General features: G+C 69.5%; 12 protein-coding genes and 3 pseudogenes. 6 read left to right on the top strand and 9 right to left on the bottom strand.

Going from position 1 to position 18,404, the window contains the following annotated elements; translation table 11 throughout:
- Positions 1 to 20: 20 nt before the first annotated feature.
- The 3 genes from AC1UKG_RS05440 to AC1UKG_RS05430 all read right to left on the bottom strand — a co-directional run bounded on the left by AC1UKG_RS05440 (position 21) and on the right by AC1UKG_RS05430 (position 2,562).
- The gene (locus AC1UKG_RS05440) at positions 21 to 764 is read right to left on the bottom strand and encodes a 3-oxoacyl-ACP reductase family protein (RefSeq protein WP_482642740.1); all 744 of its coding nucleotides are present in this window, start codon (positions 762 to 764) and stop codon (positions 21 to 23) included.
- A 116-nt stretch (positions 765 to 880) separates the two neighbouring features.
- The gene (locus tag AC1UKG_RS05435; RefSeq protein ID WP_482642739.1) at positions 881 to 1,891 is read right to left on the bottom strand and encodes a HEAT repeat domain-containing protein; all 1,011 of its coding nucleotides are present in this window, start codon (positions 1,889 to 1,891) and stop codon (positions 881 to 883) included.
- Positions 1,885 to 2,562 (bottom strand): HEAT repeat domain-containing protein, encoded by a 678-nt coding sequence (locus tag AC1UKG_RS05430; RefSeq protein WP_475890812.1) that lies wholly within the window; start codon positions 2,560 to 2,562, stop codon positions 1,885 to 1,887. Before AC1UKG_RS05430 ends, AC1UKG_RS05435 begins: the two co-directional genes overlap by 7 nt.
- 131 nt (positions 2,563 to 2,693) lie before the next feature.
- Between AC1UKG_RS05430 and AC1UKG_RS05425 the strand changes: the two genes are divergently transcribed.
- The 3 genes from AC1UKG_RS05425 (at position 2,694) to AC1UKG_RS05415 (ending at position 7,797) form a co-directional block, all read left to right on the top strand.
- Entirely contained in the window at positions 2,694 to 3,725 is a 1,032-nt protein-coding gene (locus tag AC1UKG_RS05425; RefSeq protein ID WP_482642738.1) for an asparaginase, read from the top strand.
- A gap of 797 nt (positions 3,726 to 4,522) precedes the next feature.
- Positions 4,523 to 6,184, top strand: coding sequence for a hypothetical protein (locus tag AC1UKG_RS05420; protein ID WP_482642750.1), 1,662 nt, complete (start codon positions 4,523 to 4,525; stop codon positions 6,182 to 6,184).
- Positions 6,181 to 7,797 carry a hypothetical protein gene (locus AC1UKG_RS05415; protein ID WP_482642737.1) on the top strand — a complete coding sequence of 539 codons (1,617 nt, stop codon included), beginning with the start codon at positions 6,181 to 6,183 and terminating at the stop codon, positions 7,795 to 7,797. Before AC1UKG_RS05420 ends, AC1UKG_RS05415 begins: the two co-directional genes overlap by 4 nt.
- An 84-nt stretch (positions 7,798 to 7,881) precedes the next feature.
- Here the strand turns inward: AC1UKG_RS05415 and murD are convergent, their stop codons facing one another.
- Positions 7,882 to 9,228 (bottom strand): UDP-N-acetylmuramoyl-L-alanine--D-glutamate ligase, encoded by a 1,347-nt coding sequence (gene murD / locus AC1UKG_RS05410; RefSeq protein WP_482642736.1) that lies wholly within the window; start codon positions 9,226 to 9,228, stop codon positions 7,882 to 7,884.
- 86 nt (positions 9,229 to 9,314) lie between these two features.
- On the opposite strand from murD, the gene AC1UKG_RS05405 reads away from it, so the two are divergent.
- Positions 9,315 to 10,688 carry a MurL-like N-terminal domain-containing gene (locus AC1UKG_RS05405; protein ID WP_018814145.1) on the top strand — a complete coding sequence of 458 codons (1,374 nt, stop codon included), beginning with the start codon at positions 9,315 to 9,317 and terminating at the stop codon, positions 10,686 to 10,688.
- Here AC1UKG_RS05405 and AC1UKG_RS05400 read toward each other — a convergent pair.
- Entirely contained in the window at positions 10,657 to 12,447 is a 1,791-nt protein-coding gene (locus tag AC1UKG_RS05400) for a PucR family transcriptional regulator (RefSeq protein WP_018744338.1), read from the bottom strand. The two genes, AC1UKG_RS05405 and AC1UKG_RS05400, sit on opposite strands and share 32 nt — an antisense overlap.
- A gap of 108 nt (positions 12,448 to 12,555) precedes the next feature.
- Positions 12,556 to 13,365: a TrmH family RNA methyltransferase gene (locus tag AC1UKG_RS05395; RefSeq protein WP_018814143.1), complete on the bottom strand. Its 810-nt coding sequence runs from the start codon at positions 13,363 to 13,365 to the stop codon at positions 12,556 to 12,558.
- 320 nt (positions 13,366 to 13,685) lie between these two features.
- Between AC1UKG_RS05395 and AC1UKG_RS05390 the strand changes: the two genes are divergently transcribed.
- Positions 13,686 to 16,046, top strand: a complete 2,361-nt coding sequence (locus tag AC1UKG_RS05390) for a helix-turn-helix domain-containing protein (protein ID WP_482642735.1) — start codon at positions 13,686 to 13,688, stop codon at positions 16,044 to 16,046.
- A 139-nt stretch (positions 16,047 to 16,185) separates the two neighbouring features.
- Positions 16,186 to 17,062 (top strand): annotated as a pseudogene (locus tag AC1UKG_RS05385) (hypothetical protein).
- 75 nt (positions 17,063 to 17,137) lie between these two features.
- On the opposite strand, the gene AC1UKG_RS05380 reads toward AC1UKG_RS05385, so the two are convergent.
- The 3 genes and pseudogenes from AC1UKG_RS05380 to AC1UKG_RS05370 all read right to left on the bottom strand — a co-directional run.
- Positions 17,138 to 17,320: a DUF397 domain-containing protein gene (locus AC1UKG_RS05380; protein ID WP_482642734.1), complete on the bottom strand. Its 183-nt coding sequence runs from the start codon at positions 17,318 to 17,320 to the stop codon at positions 17,138 to 17,140.
- A pseudogene (locus AC1UKG_RS05375) lies at positions 17,311 to 17,990 on the bottom strand (DUF5753 domain-containing protein); the annotation flags it as partial. The pseudogene AC1UKG_RS05375 and the gene AC1UKG_RS05380, both read right to left, overlap by 10 nt.
- Before the next feature lies 1 nt (position 17,991).
- Positions 17,992 to 18,264 (bottom strand): annotated as a pseudogene (locus AC1UKG_RS05370) (transglycosylase domain-containing protein); the annotation flags it as partial.
- Positions 18,265 to 18,404 lie beyond the last annotated feature (140 nt).

Genomic DNA, 18,404 nt, shown 5'->3' with positions numbered 1-18,404 from the left:
CGGCGGAGTCGCCGCCAGGGTCACGCGGCGAAGCCACCGTCCACCGCGATGGCGGCACCAGTGACATAGCGACCAGCGTCACCCGCGAGGTGGGCGACGGTCGCGGCGACGTCCGACGACTGGCCGAAACGACCGAGTGCGGTGAGGCTCTGCTGCACATCGGCGCCCTCGGCGTCGGCGGGGTTCATGTCGGTCTCCGTCGGCCCGGGATGGACCAGGTTGGCGGTGATCCCCCTGGCACCCAACTCGCGGGCCAACGACCTGGTCAGGCCGATCAATGCGGTCTTACTCGTCGAATACAGCGAGACACCGGGGAGCGGCACCCGCTGGGCCAGGCAACTGCCGATATTGATGATCCTTCCGCCTTCGGTCATGTGCCGTACCGCCGCCTGGGAAGCCACGAAGGGTGCCCGTACATTGACGCTCAACACGCGGTCGATGTCCTCCAGTGACATGTCTTCGACCAGACCGCGCACCAGAATCCCCGCGTTGTTGACCACGATGTCGAGCCGCCCGAACTCCGCGACGGCCTGATCCACGGCCGTGCGCACAGCAGTCGGGTCTGCACTGTCAGCCTGGACCGCCCAGGCCCGGCGCCCCAGCGCCTTGATCCGGTCGACGACATCCGCCGCGCGCTCCACACTGTCCCGGTAGGTCAACGCGACGTCGGCGCCGTCCGCTGCCAGCCTCAGCGCCACGGCCTCGCCGATGCCACGGCTGCCGCCGGTCACGAATGCCACCTTGCCGCCAAGTACCGCACTCATGTTCGCTCATCTCTCCTGTTGTGTTCGTGAACACATGTCATGTTCACCTGCTGCGAGCAGGGAGTCTGGCGGCAATCCGACGTCGCGTTCGGCCGAGAAGTGCCGAGCACCACCCCTTAACGTGACGTGGCGTCTTCGTCTTCCAGATAGGCCGCGGCGGTCCATGCCACCACCGGGTCATCGTCGCGGGACAACCGTCGCAGGACGGGCTGCGCAACAGTTCGAGGCAGCTCCAGGATGGCCTGGGTGAGCCGGCTGCGGGCGGCGGAGTCCGCGGTGGGGTCGGCGAGTTCGGCGGCGAGCGCGCTGACGATCTGTTCAGCGCGGGCTGGCTCCTCGGCCAGGGCCCCCAGGTGCTCAGCCGCCTCGACGTCGCGCCCGCCCTCGACCACCAGGTCGACGAGGGCGGGCACGGCCACCGCCTCGCCGTGCGCACCCAGTGCCAGGGCCGCGTGTCGGCGGACCGTCGGGTCCGGGTCGTCGAGGGCGTCCACGAGCACCGCGGTCGCCTCGTCACCGGTCAACTCGGCAACCGCCCGGATAGCGCGGCGGCGGATGTCCACGTTCTCGGAGCGGGCGCCGGACGCCAACGTTGCCAGGGCGTCGCCGTCCGCCCGTCCGAGCGCCCAGCGCAGCGCGCCGGCCACATTCGGGTCGGCTTCGGCGAGGACCGCGCCGGCCAGTAGCTCGGCGGGCACCCGCACCTCCGCGGCGGGGACCAGGGCGCTGCGCTGGCGCAGGGCGACGTCAGGTGAGTTGAGTCCGGTGAGGAGTTCGGTGACGCGCAGGACGTCCGGCCATCCGGTGGGCGCCGCGGCGGCGACCGTACGCAGCCGGTCGAGTAGCTCCCGTTCCCGGTCCAGCCGCTCCTCGGTCCAGCTGATGAGGTCGCGGACCAGACCGGCGGGCGTGCAGGTGGGATCCTGGAGCACCCGGGCGATCTGAGGCAGCGACAGCCCCAGCGACCGCAGGCCCGCCACGTGAAAGAGCCGCCGTGCGTCCTCGTCGGAGTATTCGCGGTAACCGCCCGGGGTGCGACCGGTCGGTCGTACCAGCCCCAGCGAGTCGTAGTGCCGAAGCATGCGGGTGCTCACTCCGGAGCGGCGTGCCACGTCGCCGATCAGCATGGCGGTTCCTTCCCCCTCCCCATCGGGTCCAGCTTGCCGGCGGCGAGCCGTCGCGCCTCCTCGGCGAGTTCGTCGTAGTCGGCCTCCGGGTCGCGGAGCAGCAGCAGCGTGGCGTGGGCGTGTTCCCGCGCCGTCGGCTCCGGGCGGTTGACGCCGACGGCGAGGGCCGGCAGGGCCGCCGTACCGAGGCCGACCAGTGCCCGACTGAGGCTCAGCCGCACGTCCCGGTCCCCGCGGCCAAGCTGGCTGACCAGCTCCACGGCCAACGCCTCCTCCTTGTCTTCGGGGACGAGAGCGACAGCGGCCCGCCAGGCGGTCCGCGCGACCTCGTCGTCGGGGTCGCGCAGCAGAGTCCCGACGATCGAGGGGTACACGCTCCGGTTATTGATCTTGGAAAGCGAGTGCAGGGCCTGACTACGGGCCTGGGCCTGCTCAGACGTGAGCTCGGCGAGGAGTTTGGGCAGCGTGACCGCCTCCGGCAGGCGGGTGAGTGCCCAGGTGAGCATGTCTCTTACGAAGAAGTCCGGCTCGACCGCGCACCGCCGCACCAGCGCGGTGACAACACTCGGGTCGCGGTGCCCGCCGAGCAGCATGGCCGCCTGCAGCCGGGCTGACGACGCCTCGGCGCTCAGGGCCGCCACCGCGCGGCGGGTGTTCTGCACCTGGTTCATGGGTAGTACCACCTCCCGGCACAGTCAAGACCTTGTCACGGTGTCAAGGTCAAGCGGATCGGTCGAGCCGCCTCGGCTTCACCTGGAAACTGTGACAGGCTGCCGCCGGCACACCCGGACGAGGAGGTGCGGTGACGGAGCGGCCGACATCGGTGCTGATGCTCTCCCTCGGCGGCACGATCGCCATGACCGGCGGCGCTGGCGGCGTCGTGCCGACCCTCACCGCCGAAGACCTCATCGCCGCCGTACCCGGTGCCGCCGACACCGGCATCGACGTACAGGTCCAGACCTTCTGCCAGCTTCCGAGCGCCTCCCTGCGCCTCGACGACCTCACCGCGCTCGCCGCCCTGGTCGCCGAACGCACCACCATCGGCGACGTGGAGGGCGTCGTGGTCACCCAGGGCACCGACACCATCGAGGAAACCGCCTACCTGCTCGACCTACTGCACGGCGGCGACGCTCCCATCGTGGTGACCGGGGCGATGCGCAACCCGACCCAGGCCGGCGCCGACGGGCCGGCCAACGTCCTCGCCGCGATCCACACCGCCGCCAGCCCCACCGCCCGTGGCCTCGGCGCGCTGGTGGTCTTCGCCGACGAGATCCACGCCGCGCGGTACGTCCGCAAGACGCACTCCACCAGTGGCGGCACCTTTCGCTCGCCGAACACCGGCCCGCTCGGCCACGTCGTCGAAGGCGCGGTTCGGCTGCTCGCCTACCCGCCCCACCGGCTGACCGTGCCGCTGGCGGCGATCACCCGGACACCCCGGGTCGGGCTGCACACCGTCACCGTCGGCGACGACGGAGCCCTGCTCGCCGGCGCCGAGCACCTGGACGGTCTCGTCGTGGCCGGCTTCGGTGTCGGCCACGTACCCCAACTGCTCATCGACCAGCTCACCGCCCTCACGGCGACGATCCCGGTCGTGCTCACCTCCCGCATCGGCGCCGGCCCGGTCCTGGAAGCCACCTACGCCTTCCCCGGCTCGGAGAGCGACCTGCGGCAGCGAGGGCTGATCGGCGCGGGCTTCCTCGACAGCTACAAGGCGCGTATCCTGCTGCACACCCTGCTCGCCGCCGGCGCCGACCGCGACGTCATCGCCGCCGGGTTCGCCGCCGCCGGTGGCACCGGAGAGCCCGCCCACTGGCCCTGGGCCAGCGCCCCCTGAGGGCCTCCGCCTCCGCCCGCTCATCTACACATCATCAATCGACTCTGACGGCTGGAATGGACGCGCCGACGAGCTGTTGGGCAATGAGCAGGGAGATGCGGGTGATCACGCAGCAGCATGTAGTCCGACCCCGTCCAACCCCCTGAGGGCTTCCGCATCGCCGCCGCTCCGGTCGCCGTGGCGGGCATATGCACCTCCTCAGTCCAGCCGTACGCACTGGTCGCCCCGACCTGAACCCAGGCTGGGTCAAGACGTCCGCCGCCTGGCGGGACAATCGGTTACGTGATTCTCTTGTCAGATTTTTGAACCCGGGGGTAACATTCTCAAGTAGAGTATGACGCCCGACACAGGATGTCGGGCGTCCACCAGAGATAATTCGCTGGTCTTTGTCATCTACAGACGTGGCTAGCCGGCGCATTCGGACGTTACATCCGCAGAAGGGTGTAGGCGATTTGGTTGCGAAGCAGGTCTACGGCCGCCTGGATGCTGTGACATTGGTTCGGGCCCTGATGGAACGACCTCTCAACGAAGGCGGTCGCCCCACCACCACAAGGTCTCCGGTAATTGTCCTCGAAGCCCCGGCAGGTGGCGGCAAAACAGCCCTACTGGAGGCGATGGCTGAACTACTTCATCAGCGCGTACCCTACGCTTTCGTTGATCTGGCCACGGTTACCACCCGAGCCGACCGCGACGCCACTGTCACCAATCTCCTGTCCGCGCTTGCCTTCGAACTGTCACGCAGGTGCCACAGATACGGAACACTTCGCTTTCCTCGGTTCGTTGTCGGTCAACTCGTGATGAGACTCGACCTGTCCCGCGACGATCCTGGCTTGGCCCGTAAGCAGGCAACCGACGCGCTGAAGGCGCACCGCCGCCTCGACCAGATGCTCGATATTTTGGAGGAGGCGGCTGGCACGGTAACCGGCCTCACACCGATTCAGCCCCACATACCGAGCAACATGGTGCGTGGAACCCTTTCACTGCTGGTGGACGGCATGACCCGATGGCTCCCCCGGCTCACCCTCGGCCGTTTCCAGGACTGGTACGGCCACCGTGACCGCGGGCTCCAGGATGACCCGATCAGCACACTGGTTGGGCTGAATCGCTGGGCTCACTCCCACGCCACCGGGGGTGCTCAACAGCGCATCGACAACCTGATGTCAGCGGCCTTTCTCGCCGACCTTCGACATGGGTTTGCCAGTAGCCGGCGGAGTGTGGGGTGGTCGCTCAACTGTGTCGCCCTGCTGGACAACGCCGACTCTGACCTGGCCCGCGACCTCCTCGAAACACTGGTTCGGGTACGCGGCGACGACCTCGATCACGGCTACGCCGTTCCCGACCCACTCACGGTCGTCGCCACGAGCAGGGGACGCCTCCTCGCCAAGGTCAACCGCGCCGACCAGGTAGCGCTGTCCATACCGTTGGTCGATAGCTACAAGGCCCTCGACCGGCGGGTACAGCCGTGGTGGCTGCGGTGCCGGCTAGACGATCTCACCGTCGACGAGGTCAACCTCATGGTGACGGATCTGTCGCTGGACCGCGACGATGATCATCAACTCGCGGCCCTGATCCACCAGTTCACCGGGGGTCACCCGGGGGCGACCCGGATCATGCTTGAGGCGATCACCGCCATCACTACCCGGTGGCGGTCGCTGGCCGAGGTACTCGACGGCGATTCCGGCGGGGTAGCGGTGGAGGAACGGCTACTACAGCTCTTCCTGGACGGGGTCCCCGACGAGGCGAGAGAGGATCTCATCACCTGCTCGGCGGCGCGCACCCGGCACCACGCCATCGAACTGGCGGTCAGACGGCGGGACCTTTTCACCGCGCCGGATCTGGTCATCGGCGAGTTGCGGGAGTCACCGATGTGGCTCCTTCGGGACGAGTGGGGCCCCACCGTGCTGCGCCGGCTGCTGCTACGCCGGCTGGCCGGGCGGCGGGATGGGGCAGCGACCTGGTCGGTGGTCCACCGCTGGCTACGAGAGGCAAGCCCGCTCGAGCACCGGGACGAGCGGGACACCCGTACCGCTCTCACCGCCGAGCTCGCCTACGCCCTCGCGGACGGCGACATCGAATTCGTGACTCGCAAACTCGATCAACACGCGGTGGGTCGTGCCACGACCTGGCTGGCAATGGTGGAGGCCGTGACGTCGGTACCCGGTCGGTTGGACCCGGACGTCGAGCACACCGTGCAGGCGCGTGGCTTGACCAGCTGGCTCGGGTCCGGCGACGAACGGCAGCTGGCCTGCATCGCCGGGCTGGTGGCCCGGTTGTGGATCGCCGCCGACCCGTTCCGCGACACCGGCCGCCGCGGATTACACCGGCAGATAGCCCGGGACTATGACGAGTTAGCGCTCTATCACCCGGAATGGGACGACGAGCTGTACACGCAGAAAAACCGCCACCAGCAGTTGGCTCGCGTCTGGAGCGCCGGGCTGCACCAGAAGGAGACACCGTGACCAGGTCACCCATCGCGCGTGTCCGGCCGGACATCTTCGAGCCACCCACCACACCGCTGGAGAGAAGGCGGCGCAGTCGCAGGCGCATCGCCGCTGTCCTGGCCCTGGTGATCGTCGCGCCGAGTCTGCTGTGGGGCGGAACCCTCGCGTACCGGGATCTGTCCTGCGGACCAATCGGTAATGGGATTTCCCGAGTCGACGGGCAGTGCGTCGGAGTAACCGACGGATCCTTTGTCTTCCATCCGTACATCGAACAGATACAACAGAAAATTAGGAAGGAAAACGAGAAGGTACGCAATGGCGGGTACGGCAATCTGCCCTACGTGCGAATTGCCGTGCTGATGCCCATGACGGCGGACGACCGCAGCGCGCTGACAATGGCCCGGATTCGGTACAGCCTGCAGGGGGCGTACGCGGCGCAGCGGCGGGCCAACGGCGGGGCGGACGACGGGTTCGGCGACCCGACACCGCTGATCCAGTTGTTGCTAGCCAACGAGGGCAGCAACCAGCAACAGTGGCGTCCGCCGGTCAGCCGGTTGGCCAGCATGACCACGGGGGCGCACCCGCTGGTTGCGGTGGTCGGTCTGGGAGTGAGCATTCCCGCGACGCAACTCGCGGCCGAGGAGCTGTCGAGACACCAGGTGGCCACGGTCGGTGCGGTACTCACCGCGGACACATTGCGGGCGGACAGCTTTGTTCAGGTTTCGCCGTCTAACGGCCATTACGCACTGGCGTTGAGAAATTATCTCGACCAGGAGTACCCCGAGGGTCACCGCGATCGTCGCCGAGGAATCGTGGTCTACGACCAGAACTCCGACATGTACACCCGGACACTCCGGGAGGCGTACGAGCAACACCTGGAAGACTTCATGGTCGAAGGTCCCGCACAGCAGTTCAACGGAATTCTGAACGAGGAGGAGCCCGTTCCACTATTCGACCACGTCAGCACGCAGGTCTGTGCCGCGAAAGCAGTCCGGATCTTCTACGCCGGTCGAGTGAAGGAACTAAAGAATCACCTTATTCCCAGCCTCGCCAGGAAACACTGCGCCGACCGTGAGGAAAATAATGAACAACTAACCATCATGCTCGGCAGCACCGGCCTGTCCTCACTCCGGGACGAAGAGACCGTGGACCTGCTCAAGCGACACCGAATTCGAGTTGTCTACGCATCGTCAATCGACTCTGACGGCTGGAACGAACGCGCCGACGAAGTGTTGGGAAACGAGCAGGAGGATGGGTTACCAGATGTGCTGACTGGTATGCCGGTCGGGTACCCGAGCTTCTACCAGAAGCTGCACGCACTGTTTTCCACCCAGGAGGCCGACGACGCGCTCGCCGACGGCTACGCGACGATGCACCATGATGCGGTCGCCACGGCTGTCCTCGCGACCCGGCAGGCAGCTCGAGAACGGAAGGAGGCCGTCCCCACCCACAAGCATGTCGCGTCGGCACTGTGGAAACTCAACATCCTCGGCGAGGTTCCAGCGGCTGGCGGAACCCTGAGCTTCAGCCCGGAAGGGCTGGGCTGGCCCAGCGGCAAACCCATTCCGATCCTTTCGATCCCACCAGACGCACAGCCACCCCTGCCAACAGCGAAGCCCTATCTCACCTGAGGCGCCACCCCGCCCGTTCCTCAACGGCGAGGTAGGCCGACACCGCCGGCTGAGGCCGAGCCGCGGGTGGAGAGCTCCTCGGCATCAGCCGGCGGTGTCGCGGACCGCCTGGGCGAAGACCTCGGAGCGGTGCGCGAAGTTGCGGAATCGCCCGTAGCTCGGCGCCGCCGGTGACAGCAGCACCACCCCGCCGGCCGGTGTGACCCGCCGGGCCAGTCGAACGGCCTCGACCAGATCGCCGGTGACCTCGCACCAGACCTTCGGCAGCCCGTCCAGCGCGGCGACGATCCGCGCCCCGCTGTCCGGTACGCCGATCACCGTGATCTCCCGCTCGGCGAGGTGATCTCGCAGCGGCGTGTAGTCCAGCCCCCGGTCGGCACCGCCGACGATCACGGTGAGCGGCCGCCCGTCGTACGCGTCGATCGCGTGCATGGCTGCGTACGGGCTGGTGGCGAGGGTGTCGTCGACAAAGGTGAGACCGGACGGATCAACGATCTCGGTGAGCCGGTGGGCCAGCCCCTGGAACCCGGCGACGGCGACCGCCAGGGTGTCCCGGCGCGCGAGCACGTCAACACCGAGCACGTCGAGCACGGCCAGCGCCACGCAGAGGTTGCCCTCGTTGTGCCGTCCCACCAGCGGCAGCACCGCCCGGGGGAAGAGCGGCTGGTCGCCGAGGTGGAACCAGGGCGCGCCGTCCGGGCCGCCCGCCACATGGATGGTGTCGGGGGTGCCGGCTCGCACGACGGGCCGGTCACCGAGTTCGGCGGCGAGCCGGGGGTCGGCGCCGTTGACCACAACGGTCTCCGGGCCGTGGGCCAGCAGGTTGAGCTTGTCGCGGTAGTACTCCCGTTCGCCGCCGTGGGCGTCCAGGTGTTCGGGGAAGAGCGCGGTCACCACCGCGACCCGGGGTGAGTCGCTCAGGTCGCTGCACTGGTAGCTGGAGAGCTCCAGCACGTAGAGGTCGGCCGCGGGCAGGTCCAACGTCGGCACCCCGATGTTGCCGCCGAAGACGTTGGGCTGGTCCACCGCGGCGAGCAGGTGGCTGATCAGGCTGGACGTGGTGCTCTTGCCCTTGCTGCCGGTGACCCCGACGGTACGGGCGGCGTGGTCGGCCATCCAGAGCGCGGTGCCCTGGGTGACCGGCACCTGGCGCCGCCGCAGCTCGGCCAGCCACGGGTGGGTGTTCGGCACACCCGGCGAGCGGACCACCACGTCGGCGGCGGCCAGCCGTTGCGCCCCCGCGTCACCGGTGACCAACGGTGCCGCCGTCGCCAGGAATCCGTCCCAGGGCGGGCTGACCGTCGAGCCACCATCGTCCACGGCGACCAGGTCCGCCGGGCCGTGCGCGGCGATCGCGATCACCGCCGCTCGTCCCTCCCGGCCGGTCCCCCAGACCGCGACTTTGCGTCCGCGCAGGTCAGACAGGCGCACTGGCTCTCCCTCGGAATATCGACGATGTCGGTGGGCGGTCCGGGCGCACTCGGGCACGGCGGACGAACCAGGGCCTAGTATGGCGTGTGCCCAACGAGCAGCTGCGGCGGATGGACGCCTTCACCTTCCCGTCCTACTCCTTCGACCTGTCCACCGGGGAGGCGTTGTTCGACTACGCCCTCACCGGGCCGGACGGCGAGCAACGTTTCACGGAGGTGATCACCCTCCCGCTGCCCGCGTCACCCCCCTCGGATGAGCGGGTAGCCACTCTGGAGCGGGTCCTGGAGCTGCTGCACGTGATCGCCGGGGTCAGCTACTACAAGACCGCAGCCCCGCACCGACTGGTGCTGCCGGCTCCGCTGGGGCCGGCCGCCGTCGCGCTGGTCACCGCCGTCTACACCAAGGGCCTCGGCGAGTACGCGTACCGCAACGCGCTGCCGCACGTGCTGCGGCTGCGTCCCGAGGTACCGCCCGGTGAGGTCACCCCACCGGTTGGGTACGACACCGACGACCGGCGACCGTTGTCGGCGGTGGGGGGCGGCAAGGACTCGATCGTCAGCCTGGAGGCGCTGCGCCGGGACGGGCTGGACCCGTTGCCGTTCTCGGTCAACCCCAACCGGGTGATCGAGGCGGTGAACGTCGCCTCCGGGCTACCGGCGCTGGCCGCCCGGCGGCGCATCGACCCGGTGCTGTTCGACCTGAACGCCGCCGGCGCGTTGAACGGCCACATTCCGGTGACCGCGATCAACTCGCTGATCGCGGTGGCCACCTCGGTGCTGAACGGGCTGGGCCCGGTGGTGATGTCCAACGAGCGCTCGGCGTCGGACCCGAACCTGGTCTGGGAGGGGCACCAGATCAATCACCAGTGGTCCAAGGGCGTCGAGGCGGAGGGGCTGCTGCGCGGGGCGCTCGCGGAACACGCCGGTCTCACCGACCCGTACTTCTCCCTGCTGCGCCAGCTCTCGGAGCTGCACATCGCCCGGACCTTCGCCCAGATCGACGGCTACGACGCCGTGGTGACCAGCTGCAACGCCGCGTTCAAGCTGCGCGGTGCGAGTGATCGCTGGTGCCGGGACTGCCCCAAGTGCCGGTTCGTCTTCCTCGCCCTGGCGCCGTTCATGCCGCGCGAGCGGATCACCCGGGTCTTCGGTGGTGACCTGCTGGCCGACCCGGCGCAGCTACCCGGCTACCGGGAGCTGCTGGGCGTGGACGGGCACAAGCCGTTCGAGTGTGTCGGCGAGGTCGAGGAGTCGGTGGTGGCGCTGAGCCTGCTCGCGGAGCAGCCGGAGTGGCGCGACGCGCCGGTGGTACGCGCGCTGGTCGACGCGGTCCCGGAGTCGGCCTGGAAGACGGCAGCCAGCTCGGCCGTCTTCACGCCGGGGGGACCCTGCTTCATCCCCGCCCGGTACGCCGACGCTCTCGACTCCCTCACCGAACGGGTTCGGAACCTGCCCGGGTGACGTTGGCCGCCACGGGCCGGCGGATCGCGTCCAGCGCCAGCAGGGCCACGTGCAGACCGAGGCAGGCGTCAACCGAGTCGAGGTCCACGTCGAGGATTCGACCGATCCGGGCCAGGCGTTCGTAGAACGCCGGGCGGGACAGGTGCGCGGCGACGGCGCCGGCCGACTTGTTGCGGCCCTGTTCCAGGTACGCGCGCAGGGTGCCGAGCAGCTGCTCCCGGGGGTGCTGCGCGTCGTAGGAGAGCAGGGCGCCCAGCTCTCGCTCGACGAAGGTCTGCAGGGACGGCTCGTCGCGCAGCAGGTGCAGCAGGCCGGCGAGCCCGACGTGCGGTAGCCGGTAGATCGGCAGGTCCCGCCGGTCCCGGCGGGCCGCCTCGGCCACCTGCCGCGCCTCGACCAGGGAGCGGCGCGCCTCCCGCAGACTGCCCACGCCGGAGCCGGCGCCGATCACGGCGGTGCCGGCCGGGTCGGGGCGGCCCGGGCTCCGCCCGCTGCCCCCTCGGCCGTTGACGTCGGTGGGGAACACGTCCGGGCGGGCCCGGGCCAGGGCGGTGACGAAGGCCGTGAGCGCCCGTTCCTCGCCGGAGCGGTCCGGCAACGCGAGCAGTACGCCGACGGTCTGGTCGTCGAGCGCGCTGGTCAACGCGGTCAGCTGCGCCTCGTGTACGGCGTGGCCGACCGCCTCGGCGAGCTCCCGCAGCCGGGCCGAACCGGCCCGCGGGCCTCCCCCGGTGAGGTGACCGCCCTCGTCTGACCTGGCCGGCGCCGGATCGTCGGCCCGATACCGGACCACCACCCCCACCAGGTGCCGCCCCGTCAACGGCACGCCGAGGGCGCGGGCCCGCAGCGCCACCTCGTCCACCGGCCGGGAGTGGTCGAGTAGGGCCGCCAGCAGGGTGCGGTGTAACTGCCGTTCCAGGCCTTCGGCGTCGCGCCGGATCAGCCGGCCCAGGGCGAGGCTGGACGCCGCCCGTTCCACGAGGATCGTCAGTCGGGTGGGCGGGGTGTCCGGCCGGTCCCCGGGGGGCGTCGCGCCGGCACCGAGCCACCGCACCAGCAGCCGCCCCCAGTCCTGCCCCCGAGCACCGACCATGGTCACCAGCCAGCCGTTGTCCCCGTCGTACGCGGTCCGGCCCGCTGGCGCTATCCGCCGGGAGAGCTGTTCCCAGCCGTCGAGCAGCAGAGCGGCGCTGCCCCCGGCCGGGTCGTACGCGAGCACCTGCCGGGACAGGTTCTCCAGCACCACCGCGCAGCCGGAGAGTTCGGCCGCCTGCTGGACCACCTCCCCCGGTCCCGCGCCCTCCATCGAGAGCTCGGTGAAGCGCTGATGGATCTCCTCGGTGGCGCGCAACTCGGTCAGCTGGGCGTCCACGATCAGCGCGTGGACCGCCTCGGTGACCCGCACGAAGGGGGTGGCGCGGCGCAGCTCGACCAGGGGCAGCCCGTGCCGGGCGGCGGCGGCGACCATCGCCCGGGGCACCCCGCCGAAGTAACGGCGGCCCAGCTCGACGACGAGGCCGGCGACGCCAACAGCGGCCAGGTCCGCGATGAACGCCCGCAGCCCGGCGTTGTCGGCCGGCAGCCCGATCCCCGTGGTGAGGACCAGTTCCGAGCCGCCGAGTAGGGAGGCGATGTCGGGCACCTCGGCCACATGCACCCAGCGGACCCGTCGGTCCAACGCGGCTTCGCCGGCGACGAGGCGGGGCGCGCCGGAACGCACCGGTTCCAGCGCGAGCACTTCCCGAATGGTGGGGAACACGGGCGACACGCTACCGCGCATGACGTTGGTCACTAAACTCCCGTGCCCGGCGACGGCTGGGGTTGAGCGGGGGTGAGCAGCGCGGCGCGGGGGGACCGTTACCGGTGGTCAGAGTGGGTCGTCCCGGCCGAGTTCCCAGCATGCCACGGCGGTGGCTGCGGCCACGTTGAGGGAGTCGACACCGCGTCGCATCGGGATCACCACGCGGACGTCGCTGCCGTCCATCGCCTCCCGGGTCAGGCCCGAGCCCTCCGCGCCGAGCAGCAGCGCCGCCCGGGCCCGCTGGCCCGGGTCGAGATGCTGGATCGGCACCGCGTCGGGGGCGGGGGTCAGGGCCAGCACGGAGAAACCGGCGGCGCGGACCTCGGCGAGCGCGTCGGGCCAGGGGCCGAGCGTCGCGTAGGGCACGGCGAAGACCTCCCCCATGCTGACCCGGACACTGCGGCGGTAGAGCGGGTCGGCGCAGGTCGGGGAGAGCAGCACCGCGTCCACGCCGAGCCCGGCGACGGCCCGAAAGATCGAACCCAGATTGGTGTGGTTGTTCACGTCTTCGAGGATCACCACCCGGCGGGCCGTGGCGAGCACGTCGGCCGCCGTCGGCTGCGGCCGACGACGGAACGACGCCAGCACCCCCCGGTGTACGTGGAAGCCGGTCACCTGGCGCAGCACGTCCGCAGTGGCGGCGTAGACCGGGGCATCCCCGTTGTCCAGGTCGGCGATCTGCGCCACCCGCTTGGCGTCCACCAGGTAGGACCGCGCCGGGTACCCGGCGCGCAGCGCGCGCCGCAGCACCAGCTCGCCCTCGGCGATGAAGAGGCCGTGCGGTGGCTCCCAGCGGGTCCGCAGCTCCACGTCGGTGAGGGCACGGTAGTCGGCGATCCGGTCGTCGTCGGGGTCGGTGATCTGGTGGACGGGCACCGGACGATTCTGCCGGACGACGCGAACGACGCCCAGTCCACCCGCCCTGCCCCAGGAGCACCCCCAGCTGGTGGCGCAACCGACGCGGCGGCGGTGCCGCGCGTCGCGCCCCTCCGGCGGTGCCGCGCATCGCGCCCCTCCGGCGGTGCCGCGCATCGCGCCCCTCCGGCGGTGCCGCGCGTCGCCGGACTGCCGACGTGCGGATCGGCGTCGCGGATGATGACATCCTCCTGGTTCCCGGAACAGGCCACAGCACCGGCCATCGGTGACCGGAGTTCCGTTACGCTGATCGATAGCCGCGCCTGGGGAGGAGCTGCGAGGTGACGGAGCAACTCGGACCGCTCTTGCGCCGACTGCGGAATCAAGCGGGGTTGACGCAGGAGGCGGTGGCGGAACGGTCCGGGGTGAGTGTCCGCACGATTCGCCGTCTGGAGTCGGCGAGAAACATTGATCATCGCTTGGGAACGCTGAACCTGTTGGCTGACGCACTTGAGCTCGGGTCCGCCGACCGCGAGCTGCTGGCGACGATGCTGGCGAGAGCCGGCACCCCGTCCACGGCCATGACTCAGGCCGCCCCCACGGCTCCTGGCCCAACTGAGTCGGCCAGCGAGTCACCCCGGTCACCGTCGGATCGGGCTCCCGTGTCGGCACCGCCGGCCGCCGTGCAGGCGGCTGCGGACGCGTTGGCGAGGGAAACCCGGCGGCGGTGGCAACGTGAGGAGGAGCGGCGCCAGGTCCACGACCCGTTTCCGTTGCCGCTGCGCTGGCGGTCGGCCCCCGCACCGCTGATGGACTACGCGACGAACATCCAGCGCGTTCCACCGGGAGCTACGACGCAGCTGGACCTGGGTGGTGAGCTACACAGTGTCGCCGCGGTCTACCGGAGGATCCGGTCCGGACGGTTGGTGATCCTGGGCCGAGCGGGTTCGGGCAAGTCAATCCTGTTGATCAGACTTGTCCTGGATTCCCTGGCGACCCTTTCCCCTCCCGATCGAGTGCCGCTGATCTTCAACATCGGCACCTGGGACGCGACCAGCACCACCTTGCGGGACTGGCTGATCGGTCAGCTGTTGCGGGACCACCCACACCTGGCCCGCCGGACTCCAGGCGGACCGACGCTGGCCGCCACACTGGTCGACGCGGATCTCATCCTGCCCGTCCTGGACGGGTTTGACGAGATCGCCGAAGGCCTACGGCGGGACGCGCTCAAAGCCCTCAACGCGACCTCACTGCCGCTGGTGCTGACCAGCCGCCGGGACGAGTACGCCGACGCGGTGCGGGGAGCCGGGGCGCCGCTGAACTGGGCAGCGGGAATCGAACTTGTTGACCTCACCCTCGACGATCTCACGGCCTACCTACCCCGAACCGCCCGGCCGGCCGGCCGCGACGAGGCCGGGGCGGGGTGGAAACCCGTACTGGAACAGCTGCAGGCCCAGCGGTCCCCGGCGGGCGGGGTCCTCACGAAGGTGCTGACCACTCCCCTGATGGTCGCCCTGGCGCGGGCGATGTACAGCGAGGCACCGGGCCGGGATCCGGCCGAGCTGCTGGACAGCATCCGCTTCCCCAACACGGAGTCCATGGAGAAACACCTGTTGGCCGGTTTCGTCTCGGCGGTGTACCGGCCGTGGGTCCCCGAGCGTGACGCCGGCGGCCCCCGCAGCCGGAACTGGCACCCGCAGCGCGCCGGGCACTGGCTCGGCTACCTCGCCCACCAGCTGGTGCGGCCACACCAACCGCGGCGAGACCTTGCGTGGTGGCAGCTCGGTGAATCCCTTCGTCGTTCGACCCGGATCGCCGCCGCGACCGTGGTCTCCGCGCTGTGTATCGCCGGATCAACCTGGACGATCGGGCTGGTCACGGCCCAGGCCGACCGCGGTCAGGTCCTGCTGGAAGGGGCCATGATGGGCCTGTCGGCCGGCCTCGCGTTCGGGACTGTCTACGCGGCGATTATCGCCTTCGGCGGCACCTTCCAACCGGCTCACGTGCGGCTCCGGCTACGTCGCGGCCGAAGCGGCAGCGCCCGCCCGCCCACTCGGGCGTTCTTGCTCCGGTTCGCGGTGGTCCTGCTGGGCGGATTCGTGATGGGCGTCGGCTGCGCCTGCGCCGTCGCCGTCATCCGCGCGCGGTACTGGGAGACCCCGTTCACGAGTCCCGAAGCGATCCGGGCCACCCTCATCAACATGCTGGTCTTCGGGCTGATCTTTGGCTTGGCGGTCGGGCTGGTGTTCGGGCTCCTGGCCGCGCTGGAGGTGCCGGTGGACGTGTCCTTCGCCGCCACTCCGGTCCACCTCCTGGCGGCGAACCGGACGACTGTGGGCCAACAGGTCCTCATCCTCGCCCCCATGCTCGCTCTGGCCATCGCCTTCGGTGGACGGCTGGTCGTCAACCTGCTCCAGGGACCTCTCGGGCCACTGAGCTGGGAGCTACCCGACGCGCTGATCATCGGTGCTGCCGGTGGTCTGGGCAGCGCCCTGTCGTACGCGTTCTGCTTCACCGCCTGGGGGCAGTGGGTGATTCTGTGCCGGGTGTGGCTGCCGCTGACCGGCCGGCTGCCGTGGAACACGATCGCCTTTCTGGAACATGCCTACCACCGAGGCGTACTCCGGCAGAGCGGTGCGGTTTACCAGTTCCGCCATTTCCGGCTTCAGGAGCACCTCAACCACTCGTACCGCAAGCGGTAGGCACTACCATCCACATTCACCCGCGCCCTACACCGCGCGGGCGTAAATGGCTAGGAAATCGTCAGCAATCCAACAATTAATTTCCATCAACCGCATGTGTCGTACGGTGGGGCGGAACGCAATTACAAAGGAGGTCCACATGCGAGCCTTGCCGACTATGCAGCGAATGCGCAGCCGATGGCTGGGGGCGATTTCCGTCGGGGCTGATGCTCGGTAGCACTCTCGGCGCTGGCACCGCGAACGCGGATCCAGAAAAGCGCGTCCATAATTCCATGCAGATTGTCTTCAGCCCATTCTCGCCCGACAATTTCTGCACTATCGGCGCGGTGGGTTCCGATGATTACGGTCGAGAAATAGCAATCTCGGCCGGTCACTGCATCATCGATCCGAACTACTCCGATCGCGAGATCCCCGAAAACGTCATCCCCGTCTACCATCGACAGGACATAGCGTTTGGACCGATCGGGTACGTTCGCTACTTCAAGGACCCGGATGGGTCGATGACGGGTCACCTGACCAAGGACTATATGATCATCGAACTGGTACCGGAGGTGACACCCTCCGCACAGGGGCCGTACCTGAAACAGACCGGTGAAGTGGAGGTCCCGGGCGGCACGGCCAGCCCGAACGCGTTGAGTCCCGCGCTGGATAACGAACGGCTCCTCGGTGCCGGATGGCTCAGCAGCAATGAAATCATCGTCATGGGCCAGCTTGGCATCTGGTATGCCGGCATAACTCATAATACGAATGGCATCTACCGGTCCTTCGCCCAACACCAGGCAGGCGACTCCGGAGGTCCGACGATCTGGCACGTGCCGGGCAGCGCCTACCCGTCCGAGGAGAACGGATTCCAGGCCGAAGGGCCGTGGGCTGGCATCACCAAGGGGATAGGTCTGCAACTTCCGCCGTACCAATACACCAGCTCCGCCAACATCCTCGCCGACCTTCGCGCGCGAGACGCCGCCGACCCCGCTGACATCTACGGTGCGGGCTTCGAGGTGACCCACAACCCGTGACCCCGTCGACCGGTGACACCGGTTCCAGAAACGACGCGCCCGCCCCGAGGGGCGGGCGCGTCGGTGTCGGATCGGTCAGCTGCCGTCGGGGAGTCGGGTGACGAAGGCCCGCCACGCCGCCGGGCCGAAGACCAGCGCCGGCCCGGCCGGGTCCTTGGAGTCCCGGACGCCGACGAGGCCGGGGAGATTGTCGGCGACCTCAACGCACGAGCCACCGTTGTTGCCGCTCTTGCGCCATCGCGCACCGGTCAAGTCCATGATCCCGCCGCTTCTCTGATCAGCTCCAAGGAGGAAGCTCGGGGGAGGGATTCGCCCCTGATGCGCTCCCACCTTCGGCTCCGGGTAGCAACGTCGGTGGCCTGTCGGAGGATCTGCGCGGGCGCCTGACTGTCGACGTGGGCGACGTGCTCGACCTCGGGCAGTTCGGCGAGGATGAAGCCGCCGCCGAGCCCCGGATACATCCCGATGTCCTTGGGCACCAGGTGGACCTGCACCGTGTCGTCGGTGGCGCGCTCGGCGAGAAACTCGAGCTGCTCGCGCATCAGCCGGCGGTCACCGTAGGCCGACTGGTAGAGCACCCCCTCGAAGATGACGGCGGTCAGCAGCGGGGGACGGTCGGTGCGGAGGATGGCCTGTCGACTGATCCGGGAGGCGACAAGCTCGTCGACCTCGCCCGGGGTCAGCGCCTCGCCGGCGAGGTCGCGCGGGCGTAGTCCTCCGTCTGGAGCAGGCCGGGTATCCAGGTGTGCTCGAACCAGCGCACCGCGACCGCTTCGCGCTCCCAGTCAACCCATTCCCGCAACCACTCCGGCTCGCGACGTTTGACGACATCGGGCCAGAGCTCCTCAACCTCCCGACCGAGGATGGTGGCCACCTGCAGGCGGCGACGGGGCCGCGGAACACGTCCCGGCGTAATCCAACGCGCCGCAGCCGACGAAGGTCTCCGTGGCGTTCCCCTCGGAGCTGCCGGTCTTGCCGGCGACCGGCCGGCCAGCCAGGATCTGCTTCACCGAGGTGGCGCCGTCGATCGGAGCTGCCGGTCTTGCCGGCGACCGGCCGGCCAGCCAGGATCTGCTTCACCGAGGTGGCGCCGTCGAGCCGTCCGGCGCGGTCACCGAGACCACCGGCAGCGGCTCGCAGTACGTCCCCTCGGCCGCGACGGTGGCGTACGCGTTAGCCAGGTCCAGCGGGGTGGCGGCGGCCGGGGGACGAACGTACTGGCACGTCGGGACGGCTCGTGGCAGATGGTGCATGAGCATCTGCTTAGCTGACCTGGACCGACGATGACTGATCCGCGCCCTCGTCGGGTTGCAGCGCCCGGTACCACATGGAGCGGCCCCCG

This window comes from Salinispora sp. CH2A1_6 (genome assembly GCF_056820975.1).
This window is presented reverse-complemented; position numbering and strand designations above follow the sequence as displayed.